The organism is Streptomyces sp. FH025 (assembly GCF_017427025.1).
In the GTDB taxonomy this organism is placed as follows: domain Bacteria; phylum Actinomycetota; class Actinomycetes; order Streptomycetales; family Streptomycetaceae; genus Kitasatospora.
Genome location: NZ_JAFLNG010000179.1, coordinates 1 through 12,034 on the forward strand (window position 1 = coordinate 1; position 12,034 = coordinate 12,034).

At 71.3% G+C, this 12,034-nt stretch carries 10 protein-coding genes; 5 read left to right on the top strand and 5 right to left on the bottom strand.

Translation table 11 applies throughout. The features are described from left to right. The 3 genes from J0670_RS15280 to J0670_RS15290 all read left to right on the top strand — a co-directional run. A partial coding sequence (locus J0670_RS15280) for a chitinase (protein ID WP_207812114.1) occupies positions 1–809 on the top strand: 809 nt, incomplete at its 5' end. A gap of 196 nt (positions 810–1,005) precedes the next feature. Further along, positions 1,006–2,373, top strand: a complete 1,368-nt coding sequence (locus tag J0670_RS15285) for an SDR family NAD(P)-dependent oxidoreductase (RefSeq protein ID WP_207812122.1) — start codon at positions 1,006–1,008, stop codon at positions 2,371–2,373. Positions 2,374–2,531: 158 nt separating this feature from the next. After that, entirely contained in the window at positions 2,532–3,803 is a 1,272-nt protein-coding gene (locus J0670_RS15290) for an MFS transporter (protein ID WP_243437049.1), read from the top strand. Positions 3,804–3,817: 14 nt separating this feature from the next. Here the strand turns inward: J0670_RS15290 and J0670_RS15295 are convergent, their stop codons facing one another. From J0670_RS15295 to J0670_RS15305, 3 genes are all read right to left on the bottom strand, one after another. After that, positions 3,818–4,354, bottom strand: a complete 537-nt coding sequence (locus J0670_RS15295; protein ID WP_207812115.1) for a hypothetical protein — start codon at positions 4,352–4,354, stop codon at positions 3,818–3,820. A 166-nt stretch (positions 4,355–4,520) separates the two neighbouring features. Further along, positions 4,521–6,350, bottom strand: coding sequence for a sulfatase (locus J0670_RS15300; protein ID WP_207812116.1), 1,830 nt, complete (start codon positions 6,348–6,350; stop codon positions 4,521–4,523). 177 nt (positions 6,351–6,527) lie between these two features. Beyond that, entirely contained in the window at positions 6,528–7,616 is a 1,089-nt protein-coding gene (locus J0670_RS15305) for an Lrp/AsnC family transcriptional regulator (RefSeq protein ID WP_207812117.1), read from the bottom strand. A gap of 522 nt (positions 7,617–8,138) precedes the next feature. Between J0670_RS15305 and J0670_RS15310 the strand changes: the two genes are divergently transcribed. Continuing rightward, positions 8,139–9,347, top strand: a complete 1,209-nt coding sequence (locus J0670_RS15310; protein WP_207812118.1) for an alpha/beta hydrolase — start codon at positions 8,139–8,141, stop codon at positions 9,345–9,347. A gap of 362 nt (positions 9,348–9,709) precedes the next feature. Continuing rightward, complete coding sequence (locus J0670_RS15315; RefSeq protein ID WP_207812119.1) at positions 9,710–10,588, top strand: GNAT family N-acetyltransferase; 879 nt, start codon at positions 9,710–9,712, stop codon at positions 10,586–10,588. A 307-nt stretch (positions 10,589–10,895) separates the two neighbouring features. On the opposite strand, the gene J0670_RS15320 is transcribed toward J0670_RS15315, so the two are convergent. Both J0670_RS15320 and J0670_RS15325 read right to left on the bottom strand, forming a co-directional pair. Then, positions 10,896–11,408 carry a DinB family protein gene (locus J0670_RS15320; RefSeq protein ID WP_207812120.1) on the bottom strand — a complete coding sequence of 171 codons (513 nt, stop codon included), beginning with the start codon at positions 11,406–11,408 and terminating at the stop codon, positions 10,896–10,898. A gap of 89 nt (positions 11,409–11,497) precedes the next feature. Then, positions 11,498–12,034, bottom strand: a 537-nt coding sequence (locus tag J0670_RS15325; RefSeq protein WP_207812121.1) for an NUDIX domain-containing protein, incomplete at its 5' end; no start/stop codon positions are given.

Here is a 12,034-nt window from a genome sequence, read left to right on the forward strand (position 1 = left end):
CGGGCGGCGTCAAGGGCTACACCATGGGCTTCGTCACCGGCGTCGGCTGCAAGGCCAGCTGGTTCAACGCCTATGACCCGCGCACCGGTTGGGCCAAGGACCAGGTGGACGCGCTGCGCGCGGTCGGCGGCGACGTCAAGCTGTCCTTCGGCGGCGCCAGCGGCACCGAACTCGCTGCCGCCTGCACCACCGTGGACTCGCTGTTCAACGAGTACGACGCGGTGGTCAACGCCTACAACCTGCGCTACGTCGACTACGACATCGAGGGCGCGGCGATCGCCGACACCGCCTCCAACGACCGCCGATCCGCCGCGCTCGCCAAGCTCCAGCAGGCCCACCCCGGCCTCAAGGTCTCGCTCACCCTGCCCGTCCTGCCCGAGGGCCTGACCAGCGAGGGCGTCGCCATCGTCAAGTCCGCCCGGGACGCCGGGGTCAACCTCGACCTGGTGAACGCCATGGCGATGGACTACTACCGCTCCGGCACCGACTACGGCAACGCCGCCGTCCAGGCCGCCCAGTCGCTCCTCGGCCAGCTCAAGGCGCTCTACCCGGCGAAGACCGACGCCCAGCTGTGGTCCATGGTCGGCGTCACCCCGATGATCGGCGAGAACGACGACCACCAGATCTACAACCAGGCTGCCGCCCAGCAGTTGGTGACCTTCGCCCGGCAGAACCACCTCGGCCTGCTGGCCTTCTGGGACGCCACCCGCGACGCCAACGCCTGCACCGGCGGCTCGCTGTCCAAGTGCACCAACATCGCCCAGCAGCCCTACGAGTTCGCGAAGATCTTCAGCCAGTACTCGGGCTGAGCCCGGGCGGCCCGGCTCCGAACGGGGCCGGGCCTGCGGAAATTGAGCTCTCATCGTCCCGGACCGTCGACTACTGTCCCTCCCACCTGTACGGCACGAGGGGGCGGACATGACGGTCCGGGACGACCACGACCACGGCCAAGACCAAGACCAAAGCCACGACCACGACCACGACCACGACCAGCTCGACACGACCATGGCGACCGACGAGACCGCCCGCACGGCGGGCCTGGCCCCCGAGGAACTCGCCGCGTTCAGCCGCACCCTCGGCCGCCTGCGCGCACTCCCGCCCCACGACCGCACCCGCCTGCACGCCGAGCGGCAGCTCAGCTCCTTCGTGATGGAGAGCCGCAAGCGCCGCCGCCAGGAGGCCAAGCAGGCCGTCCGGCGGGCCGACACCGATCTGCTCGCCACCACCGCGACGGGCGCCCGGCACCGACGCGAGGACGCGCCGCTCGACCCCGCCCCGGGAGGGCCGGTCGGCGAGCTGCGAATACCGCGCAAGTGCTACGTCTGCAAGCAGGCCTACCACCGGGTCGACGGCTTCTACCACATGCTGTGCCCGGGCTGCGCCGCCGACAACACCGCCCGCCGCGGCCTCAGCACCGACCTGCGCGGGCGCCGGGCGCTGCTCACCGGCGGGCGGGTGAAGATCGGCTTCCAGCTCGCGCTGATGCTGCTGCGCGACGGCGCCGAGCTGACCGTCACCAGCCGCTTCCCGCAGGACACCGTCCGCCGCTTCCGCGCCGCCGAGGGCAGCGCGCAGTGGTGGGACCGGCTGACCGTGGTCGGCATCGACCTCCGCGACCCGCGCCAAGTCCTCGGCTTGACCGAGCGGTTGCGATCCGACGGGCGACCGCTGGACATCCTGGTCAACAACGCCGCGCAGACGCTGCGCCGCCCGCCGGAGTCGTACGCGCTCCTCGCCGCGGGCGAGCGGGGCGAGCTGCCCGCCGCCGACCGCCGGGCGATCGCCCACGCCCCCGGCTTCCGGCCGCTCTCCGCTTCCGCCCAACTGTCTTCCAGCAAGGGATCGTTGCTCGACCTGACCGACGAGGCCGGGCTGCTGCCAGACCTCGCGCCCGCCAACTCGTGGTCCGCCACGCTCGGTTCGCTCGACCCGGCGGAGGTCCTGGAGACCCAGCTGGTCAACGCCCTGGCCCCGGCCCTGCTCTGCGACCGGCTGCTGCCGCTGCTGCTCGCCTCCCCGCACCCCGCCCGCTACATCGTCAACGTGACGGCGGTGGAGGGCCGGTTCGCCGTCCGCAACAAGACCACCCGGCACCCGCACACCAACATGGCCAAGGCCGCGCTCAACATGCTCACCCGCACCAGCGCCGCCGAACTCGCCGTCCGGGGCGTGCACATGTGCGCCGTCGACACCGGCTGGATCACCGACGAGAACCCGGCCCCCAAGAAGGCCCGGATCGCCGCCCAGGGCTTCCGCACCCCGCTCGACATCGTCGACGGCGCGGCCCGGGTGTACGACCCGATCGTGCGGGGCGAGGCCGGGCACCCGGTGTCAGGGGTGTTCCTCAAGGACTACCGGGTGGCGGAGTGGTGACGGCTCACGTGTCGTAGTGGCCGCACCAGGGGGGCGTGGAAACCGAGGTTGTCCGGGTACAGCTCGAAGCGGACCCGCTCGTCCCCCTCTTCCTCGCCTCGTCCATTGGCCTCGTCCATTGACCCCGTCCATTGACCCCGTCCATTAGCCTCGTCCGCATGATCGAGAAGAGCGCCGGACCTCGGATGTCCAACTCATCGGCGCCGCACGGTCCGCAGCGCGTTCTCATCGTCGCGAGCTTCGTCAGTCGGGTGGGCAACGGGCTGTTCAACACCGCTTCGGTGCTCTACTTCACGCTCGTGGTGCACCTGCCCGCCGATCGGGTCGGTGTCGGGCTCACGATCGCCGGGCTGGTCGGGCTGCTGGCCGGGGTCCCGGCCGGGAACCTAGCCGACCGGTACGGGCCGCGCACGGTCTGGCTGACGGCCCTCGCGATGCAGGCCGCGACGATGGCCGCGTTCGTCGTCATCCACGACTGGGTCACGTTCACGCTCATCGCCACCCTGGACCGGCTGGCGGCGACGGCGGGCGGCGCCGCGGGCGGCGCACTCATCGCCCGGGCCGGCGGTGAACGCCCGGCCGCCTTCAGGGCGAAGCTGCGCACGTTCGTCAACCTCGGCGTGGTCCTGGGCACCCTCGGCGCCGCCTTCGCCGTCTCGGTCGGCACCCGCCCGGCCTACACCGCGCTCATCCTCGCCAATGCCACCAGCTTCGCCTGCGCCGGTCTGATCGCCCTGATCGGTCTCCCGAACTACCGGCCCCTGCCCCGGCCCGAGGAGCACCACCGCTGGGCCGTCCTGTCCGACCGGCCGTACGTGTCCTTCGTCGCGCTCTACGGCGCGATGGGCCTCCAGTACCAGACCGTCTCCCTGCTGCTGCCGATCTGGCTCTCCGCCCACACCGACGCGCCCCGCTGGACGGTGGCGGCGGTCTACGCGGTCAACAGCGGGGTGTGCGTGCTGCTCCAGAGCAGGATCGGCTCCCGGGTGGAAACACCGCGCCAGGGCGGCCGGGCGTTCCGCCTCGCGGGGCTGCTGTTCCTGGTCAGCTGTCCCTTGATGGCCCTGACCGCGGACGTTCCGGCCTGGATCGCGCCGGTGCTCGCCGTCCTCGCCGTCGTCGTGCACAGCCTCGGAGAGGTGTGGGAGTCCTCGGGCGGCTACGCGCTCGGCTTCGGTCTCGCCCCCGACCACGCCCAGGGGCAGTACCAGGGCCTCTTCGGCGTCGGCTTCGACGCCGGGCAGGCCCTGGCTCCGGCGGTCCTCACGACGGCGGTCCTCGGTCTCGGGCACGCGGGCTGGCTCCTGCTCGGCGTGTTCTTCGCGGCCGTGGGCGCGGCGGGCCCACCGGTGGCCGCCTGGGCGGAGCGCGCCCGCCGCTCGGACGAGGAAGAGCTCGCGGCGGTCGGCGACCACGAGCGGACCGGCTGAGCGACCGGCGACCACTACCGGACGCCCTGCGCGACCGGCCGACGGCGGCGGTGGTAGGCCCAGGCGAGGGCGATGGTGATCGGGCCCCAGAGCATGGCCGGGCTGACGCAGACCCGGTACAGGGCCTCCCACCAGCCGTTGCTGAAGCCGACCTCGTCGAACACCCCGAACCAGGCGAGCGGCTGGAGCCCGAACAGGCCGAACAGGACCAGCCCGCCCAGCACCGCTGGGACGACCGCCGCGAGCGACGGCACCCGGCGGCCCCGCAGGACCGGCACCCAGGACGGGAACACCTCGCCCCAGCCGCTGACCAGCCCCAGGGTGAGCAGCGCCAGCGCCTCGGTGAGCACGCTCAGCCCGAACACGTACGGGGTCGCCCACCACACGTAGGCGGGGGCCGCCGGGTCGACCGTCCCCATCCGGTAGTCGAAGGCGAACGGCAGCCGCCACAGGCAGTGCGGCAGCAGGACGAACGGGAGGGCCTTCGCCAAGCGCAGGGCCCAACGGGGAACGGGGCGTTCGGTGTCGCCCACCGGAATGTTCATCAGCATGCGTCCAGCGTCGCGGACACTGCCCCACCGCCACCTCCGCCGCAGGGGCCGACCCCCTCCCCCGCGCGAGCCAGCCGGAGGTCGTCACATGGGTGGAGGGGGCGGAAGGCCGGATCAGCCCCGTGGCCCAGCCCCGTGGACCAGCCCCGTGGACCAGCCCCGTGGATCAGCCCCGTCGACGTCCGGCCTTGGCGGCGAGCGCGAGCAGGCGCTCGATGTCGAAGACCCTGGTGTCGGGCGTGTAGGAGCCGTCGATGCGGAAGAGCAGGTAGCGCGCCGCGTTGCCGATGTACTCGTGGGGTTCGTCGGCAGCCGCGGCCACCACGTCGCGGTACGGCTCCACCGCCTCGGGGGCGAGCGCGGTCAGCGCACCGATCGCTTCGAGCCGGACGCTCATCGGGTGCGCGGGCCCGGCGAGGTCGGCCAGGCAGGCGAGCGCGGCCGGGTCGCCCGCCTGCCTGGCGAGGGCCTCCGCGCACGGGATGCGCACGAAAGGATCCGGCTCGCCGTCGACGGTGGCCTTGAGGAGCGCGTCGACGCCGTCGGCCATGGCGTCGGCGCCGAGGACGAGCAGTCCGACGGCTCCCCAACGCCGCACGGTCGGGTCGGGATCCGCCAACGCGGCGGTGAAGCGCGGTACTTCGGCCGGGTCGCGGCGGCCGACGGCGTCGGCGACGGCGAGGATGCGGGCGAGCGGGTAGGCGCCTTCGGCGCGGGAGGCGTCGTAGCCTTCGGCGGGAGCGCCCTCGGGCAGGAAGCCGTTGTCGTTGACGGCGAGGATGTGGGCGCGCAGTGCCGCGTCGAGGCGCTCCTCGACGTCGGCGTGGGCGGGGTCGCCGGCGAGGTTGCGGACCTGGTCCGGGTCGGCGTCGCAGTCGTACAGTTCCACGCCCGGCTTCTCGCGCCAGAACGCGTCCCGCACGTCGTCGAGGCGCCCGGCGAGGTGTTCCGTCTCCCAGGACCGGTAGCCCGCGGCGAGCCAGGCGAAGGCCTGGTGAGCGCCGTAGGGCCGGTGGGGGTCGTAGTTGCGGATGTAGCGGTAGCGGGCGTCGCGGACGGTGCGGACCATGTCGCGGCGGTCGTCCATGCGGTTGCGCATGCCGAAGGCGAGTTCGCGGTCCTCGTCGAAGACGGTGCGCGCGAGGCTCTCCCCCTGCATCTGTGCGGGCACCTCGCCCCCGGCGAGTTCGACCAGGGTGGGCGGGATGCGGATCGTGCCGACCGCGGCGGTGACGCGGGTGCCGGGGGCCGGGAAGAGACCGGCCCAGCGCTCGGGGGCGGCGACGATGAGGGGGACGTGCAGTCCTTCGTCGTAGCACCAGCGCTTGGAGCGGGGGTTGACGCCGCCGTGGTCGGAGGTGTGGATGACGATGGTGTTGTCCAGTTCGCCGTCCTCCTCCAGTTGGGCCAGCAGCCGGCCGACGAAGGCGTCCATGCCGGCTATGTGCCGGTAGTAGTGCGCGAAGTCGCCGCGGATCTGCGGGGTGTCGGGCAGGTAGGCGGGGAGCCGGACGGCGTCGGGGTCGACGGTGAACTCCTCGCGGCGGAACACCGCGCTCTCGTGGGTGGGGTCGTAGTTGAACACCGCGAGGAACGGGGCGCCGTCGGGGCGGTTGCGCCAGTGCGCCGTGTCCGACGACTCGTCCCAGATGGCCTGCGGGTCGACGTCGCAGTTGTAGTCGGTCTTGGCGTTGTTGGTGCAGTAGTAGCCGAGGCCGCGCAGGACCTCCGGGTACGTGGTCATCCACGCCGGGACGTGCGCGTTGGCGCGCATCTGGTGCGCGGGCCCGTGGCTCTCCGGTGCGATGCCGGTGAGCAGGGCGAACCGGGAGGGGGCGCAGACGGGGGCGGCGCTGTAGGCGTGTTCGAAGAGGGTGCCGCGGTCGGCGAGCGCGTCCAGGTTCGGGGTGACGGCGAGCGCATCGCCGTAGCAGCCGAACCGGGGCGGGCAGTCCTCGCTCACCGTCCACAGGATGTTGGGGCGGGGTGCGGTCATCGGGCGGCCTCCAGGGAAGTGGTGGTGTCGGGCAGTGACCAGCCGTCCGCGTCAGCCTCGCACTGTCGGTGACGGACCGGAGGGATCGCACAGAATCCACCGCGAAGGGCCCCACCCGTGCAGGATCCGGAACCAGTGCCTGGCCCGCTGCCCTGGATGAACCGGATCCCCTCCCGGTCAGGCCGACGGGAACGCGGGCGGGGCGGGTGCGTCGCGCACGTCCTCGAAACCGTGGATCGGGACGTACCCGGTGCCGCGGCCACCGGCGTCGACGAGACGCCCCACGCACTTGACCGCTTGCAGGGTCATCGCCGAGTCGAGGACCTCCACGCGGGGGAAGCGCCGTGCCCAGTCCGCTTCCGACGCGGTCGCGTCGGAGGGGTGGCGCAGCCACATGACCACGACCAGGTTGGCGGTGCCGGTGACCGCCATGCACAGGCGGACATCGCCGAGGGCGACGAGTTCGGTGGCGGTGGCGTGGAGTTCCGCGGCGGGGACGCGCAGCCACCAGGTCATGGTGACGGGCCGGCCCGTGAGCGGGCGGGCGATCTCGCAGCGGAACCGCGCGCGGCCGGAGGCGGTCAGGCGGGACAGCCGACGGGCGACGGTGGCGCCGCTGAGGCCGAGTCGCCGGGCGAGTTCGGCGGTGCTGAGCCGGCCGTCGGGGCCGAGGTGGGAGAGGATCGCGCGGTCCTCGGCGTCCAGGTCGAACGGCGCGGGCGCCGTGCCCGGCGTGCGGGTGAGCTCGGCGAGCCGCCGGCGCTGGTCGCGGTCGAGGGCGCGCAGCCGCCAGGCACCGGCGTCCTTGTGGATGCGCAGGGGCACCTGCACCCGGATCCCGGTGATGCCGGGGACGGCCGGGAGCCGTACGTGGAGGTAGCGCGAGAGGCGTTCGGCGTCGGACGCGACGACGGTGACGAACAGATCGCGGGAGCCGGTGAGGAGCTGGATGTTGACGGCGTTGGTGTGCCGGGACAGCTCGGCGACGACGCCGGGGACGCGGCCGGGCGCGACGGTGACCTCGACCAGCGCCATGCTCCCGACGGGCGGGGCCGCGCCCTTCGGGAGCCCGGGGTGGCAGGTCATCCAGGCCGTGCCGGTGGCGGTCAGGCGGCGCCAGCGGCGGGCGAGCGTGGGGGCCGTGGTGCCGAGGACCGTGGCGAGGTCCACCCAGGCCGCACGCGGGGCGAGTTGGAGGGCGTGGACCAGCGCCAGGTCCGTCTCATCCAGTGCGCCAGGCCCGGGCGCGGGCGTCGTTTCTTGCATGGGCGGGGCCTTTCACGGCAATTTCTGTGCGTTCGCCAAGGTCTGCGGCCGGAGGTGGCCAGGCTGATGGAGGGCCATGGCAGCCACATGAACCGCCAACCACGCCCGCGTGGACGAGCGGTGAATCTCCCCCGCCCCCGTGGAGGATCCGGCACAGGAAGTCGACGAGGCCGACTTCCTGTGCAGCGTGGAGACCGCCCCACCCGGAGAGAGCGGCGATCACGACAATCCCCTGACGCGGCAACGGTATTGCCTCTGCCGCAGCACGAGCGCCAAGCTTCGAAGCGTCAGAGCACCTGATGCACCTGGTTCTGCACTCCCAGCGCGACGGACGCTTGGCGTCGTGTTCGTCGTAGGCCAAGACGAAGGTGGCGCTCGACGAGGCCGGCGAAGGGAGCTCCGCGCCGCACGACGTAGTACCGGCGTATGACTCCGGTACCTCGCGGGGGCTACGAACGGCACCGGAATGTTTGCATCCATGGGTTGATTCGATACGGAGCCGCGGAACCTAGCGTCGATCCCATGAAACGCAATCGCCGTATCAGCGCTGTCGCGGTGCTGGCGCTCGCCGCCCTCGTCACCGGAACCGGCGCCGGGTTCGCCGCCACGACCACACCGTCGGCCACGCCGGTGGCCACGCACGCGTTCGACGCCGCACCGGCCCCGGCCACGGCCACCGCGCCCACGCGGTCCTTCCAGGGCGCGCTCCCCGCGCCGACCGGCCCCTACGCCGCCGGCGAGGACGTCATCCACCTCACCGACGCGAGCCGCCTTGACCCGTGGGTGCCGTCATCCGGCCCCCGCCAACTGGCCGTCACGATGGTCTACCCGGCCGTCCCCGGGACCGGGACTCCGGCCCCTTACATGACCCTCGCCGAGGCAGCCGGAATCGTCCAGCGCCGGAATTTGCCGGCGAGCTCCGGCGTCACCCCGCAGACCCTTTCCAGCGTCACCACTCACGCCTTCGACGGCGCGCGGCCGCAGCGCGGCAAGTATCCGCTGGTGGTCCTCTCACCCGCGCACGAAAACCCGCGCATGACGCTCACCTCGCTCGCGACCGACCTGGCCAGTCACGGCTACGTCGTCGCGCTCGTCGGCGACACCTACGAGGACAGCGGCGAGACGCTGGCGAACGGCCAGACGCCGCCGTGCGCGATCTGCGATGACCCGAAGACGATCGACTCCATCCCCGCCAGCCGCGCGCTGGACGTGTCCTTCTTGATCGACCAGTTGACGCATGGCAATACCGCGTGGCGCCTGGCACACCTCATCGACAAGCACGAGATCGGCATGGCCGGACACTCCATCGGCGGAGCGGCGGCCGCCGCCACGATGATCGCCGACCCGCGGGTACGGGCCGGAGTGAACATGGACGGCGACTTCCACCCGGCCCCGATGCCCGGTCAGATCAACCGGCCGTTCCTCATGCTGGGTACGCCCGACAACCACCCGGCCGACGGCGGCGACACCACGTGGGTGCAGACCTGGGCCGCCCTCGGCGGCTACAAGAAGTGGCTGGCGGTCGCCGGCGCCGACCACTTCAGCTTCTCCGACCTGGATGTGCTTCAGGAGGAGGCCGGGTTCCCGACGCCGCCCCTCTCCCCGGAACGCGGGGTGGAGATCACCCGCGAGTACGTGACAGCGTTCTTCGACCAGACGCTGAAGGGGGACCACAGCCCGCTGCTGGACGGCCCCTCGCCGAACAATCCGGAAGTACTCTTCCAGCCCTAGTGCGGCGCCGCGTCGATCCTTCGGGGGTTCATGCGGCTTTGAGTGGGCGGCCGTCGAAGGTCCAGCGGCAGGGCTTGGCGTCGTGTTCGTCGCAGGCCAACACGAAGGTGTCGATGGCCGCGGCCAGTTCGTCGAGGGAGGCGAACTGGCCGCGGCCATCAACGAGTGGCTGTGACCCCGCGGCCGCAGCAGCCTTCAGTAAACCCTTTGCCCAGGAGCCGACAGACCAGCTACGTTCTCCCAGCCGTCCATGTAGATCCGGACCGGCACTGTCGACGAGGAGGTGTGGAGCACATGCGCAGGAGTGCCCAGCAGTTGAGCCCGCGTACTGACCTTTGCCACCCCCTCACGACGGAGACACCTTGTCGTTTCGCATCACCCCGCTGACCGACCCTGCTCACGGGGCGCACAGCCGACGCCTTGCATGGCTGGCGTCCGACGCCGATGCCAACCCTGTCGGGACGGCCTTTCTGCGCCTGTTCGATGGCGGACAAGCACACCTGGCCGAACTGACCCTCCACGTTCATCCCGTGGAGCGCCGCAAGGGCGTCGGCTCCCGGCTCCTCGACGCGGCCGTGGCCGCCGCCCGAGACAACACCCGGCGCTGCGTCGTGGCGCAGGCCGGAGCCGGATCGCCCGGCGACCACTTCCTGCCGGCCCACGGCTTCCGCAAGGTCCTCACCCTGAGGTACTCCCGCCTGCCCCTGGCCGATGTGGACATCCCCTCCCTGGCAGAGATCATTGAGCGTCCGCATTCCGGCTACCGGCTGGCGTCCTGGCAGGGAACCGTCCCCGACGATCTCGCCCAGACCTTCGCCGACTCACGTCGCGCCATGGACGACATGCCGATGGAGGACACCGACCACGGCACCACGACCTGGGACGTGGACCGGGTCCGGGCCGCGGCGAAGGCCGTCGAACAGCGCGGCGACCATCTGCACACCGTCGTCGCCATCGACACCTCCAACGGATCGATCGCCGGGTTCACCGAACTCGTCGTGCCCGGCGGCGGCACAGGTGATGCCCAGCACTACGGCACCGGCGTGCTGCCCGAGCACCGCGGACACGGCCTCGGCCGCTGGATGAAAGCCGAGTCGATCCGCCAAGCCCACGGGCACTACCCCGACCTCGGTGGCCTCCTGACCGACACCGCCGACAGCAACACGCACATGAGACACATCAGCGACAGCCTCGGCTACCTGCCCACGCACACGACACTGCAGTATCAGCTCGACCTGTAGAGACGAGCGGACGGGCCGGACCTGGGCATCACCTCGTCCGGCCCGTCGGCACTTTCACAACAGGCCCTAGCTTGATCGTTAAGCACCGACGTCGAACGGTCTGCCGAACGTGATCACTCGTTTCGGTAACTGCCGTACACGGGGCGGCCTTCGTCTGATCCTGTGCTCCGACCAAGGAGCGCACACCATCACGACGAAGGCCGTGGGGATGACTCCGCTTCACGATCGGGTCGAGCGGGACGGGTTCGCTGAACTGTCACGCTTCCGGGGTGAGTTCTATGCCTGCCTGACCAAGCGCGGGGTGGTGTCATACACCAGTGGTGCCGTCGATGCGCTCCCGGAGCAGGTCGGCGTGGCCGTTGTGGCGGGCGTACTCCTCGATCATGTGGACGTAGATCCAGCGGAGGCTGACGTCCTGCTCCATGAAGCGGCCGGTGTCGGTCAAGGCACGGGCGGCGCAGAGCTCGCGGGCATGGGCGATCTCCGCGTGCCAGGTGGCCAGAGCGTCGTGCAGTGTGGCGCCCTCGGCCAGTTCGAAGCCGCCGTCGGGGGCAGACGGGTCGGCCTGCGGGTCGTAGATGGGCGGGGCCTGTTCTCCGGCGAACACTCGACGGAACCAGTTGCGCTCCACCTCCGCCATGTGCTGGACGAGGCCGGTCAATGTGAAGCCGGACGGTGGCACGGACGCGACAGCGGCCTGCCCATCGTCCAGGCCCTCGCACTTCATGGCGAGGGTGGCGCGGTGAAAGTCAAGCCAGCTTTCGAGCGTGGTGCGCTCGTCGGCGTTCAGGGGCGGCAAAGGGCGTTCGATGGAACTCATCGGTCGATTATGGCAAGCGGCCGAAGCCATCTACAGGCAGGGCCTCCGACAGGGCGAACGTTGCCTGATGCGGCACTAGCAAGATCGCGTTACGGACTACCGGTCGGCTCGCCCCTGAAGAGCAGGGGGAGCCGGTGGCCGGCCGCGCGGGCGGCGAGGGCCTGCCGGACGCGGGCGGCCTGTTCGGGGTCCAGCGCGCGGTCGAGGTGTTCGGGCAGGATCCAGAGCACGTCGGCGATCTCCTGCCGGGCGGCGTCCGTGTCGGGGACGGAGACGGCGTCGGCTTGGTCGGCGCTCAACTGGCCGCCGTCGAGGACGATGTTGATGCCTTCGACTGCTCCTGACTGTTTGTTGGCGTCCATCTGGTCGACGGCGATGAAGTGGGTGAGCGGGAGGGTCAGGCCGAGTTCCTCCAGCAGTTCCCGTGCGGCGGCGGCGCCGATCAGTTCGTTCGGGTGTGCGGCGCCGCCGGGCAGGATCGGGTTCTTGCGGTAGGTGGTCTGGACTGTGAGTACCGCGCCGGTGTCCTTGCGGGTGGTGACTACTACGCAGCCGAGGCGGCGGCGGGGTTCCTTGTCCTGCTGAATTCCGTTGTCCGTCATGGGCGTTGCTCCGATAGGCCGTGA

Bases quoted from the DNA above. Each gene is read 5' to 3' on its own strand.
- J0670_RS15285 (WP_207812122.1), top strand. From the start codon at position 1,006: ATGGCGACCGACGAGACCGCCCGCACGGCGGGCCTGGCCCCCGAGGAA.
- J0670_RS15290 (WP_243437049.1), top strand. From the start codon at position 2,532: ATGATCGAGAAGAGCGCCGGACCTCGGATGTCCAACTCATCGGCGCCG.
- J0670_RS15295 (WP_207812115.1), bottom strand. From the start codon at position 4,354: ATGCTGATGAACATTCCGGTGGGCGACACCGAACGCCCCGTTCCCCGT.
- J0670_RS15300 (WP_207812116.1), bottom strand. From the start codon at position 6,350: ATGACCGCACCCCGCCCCAACATCCTGTGGACGGTGAGCGAGGACTGC.
- J0670_RS15305 (WP_207812117.1), bottom strand. From the start codon at position 7,616: ATGCAAGAAACGACGCCCGCGCCCGGGCCTGGCGCACTGGATGAGACG.
- J0670_RS15310 (WP_207812118.1), top strand. From the start codon at position 8,139: ATGAAACGCAATCGCCGTATCAGCGCTGTCGCGGTGCTGGCGCTCGCC.
- J0670_RS15320 (WP_207812120.1), bottom strand. From the start codon at position 11,408: ATGAGTTCCATCGAACGCCCTTTGCCGCCCCTGAACGCCGACGAGCGC.